The sequence below is a fragment of the Elizabethkingia argenteiflava genome (assembly GCF_009904105.1).
Classification (GTDB): domain Bacteria; phylum Bacteroidota; class Bacteroidia; order Flavobacteriales; family Weeksellaceae; genus Elizabethkingia; species Elizabethkingia argenteiflava.
This window is the reverse complement of record NZ_JAAABJ010000023.1, coordinates 1-255: the sequence shown is the minus strand read 5'-3', so window position 1 is coordinate 255 and position 255 is coordinate 1. Positions and strand designations below refer to the sequence as shown.

Sequence of the window (255 nt, the reverse complement as noted above, 5' to 3'; positions counted from 1 at the left end):
TAAATAGTACGACTATAATTTAGACAAAAAGTTTAAATTTAGGATTATATATTATGAAAAAGAAACAATTCAGTGCGAATCAGATTTCCAGTATTTTGAAGGAATTCGATAATGGTAGAAGTATAGACGAGCTTGTACGCAGCTATGGCATTAGCAGAGCAACACTGTATAACTGGCGCAAAAAGTACGGAGGAATGGAAGCGAGTGAAATGAAGAAAGTGAAAGAACTAGAAGCAGAAAACAGACGCTTAAAGC

The 255-nt window shown here is 34.9% G+C and carries 1 protein-coding gene; it reads left to right on the top strand.

Annotation, left to right across the window (positions count from 1 at the left end):
* Positions 1-53: 53 nt before the first annotated feature.
* The coding region (locus GNY06_RS00100; RefSeq protein ID WP_166518290.1) for a transposase at positions 54-255 on the top strand (202 nt) is incomplete at its 3' end.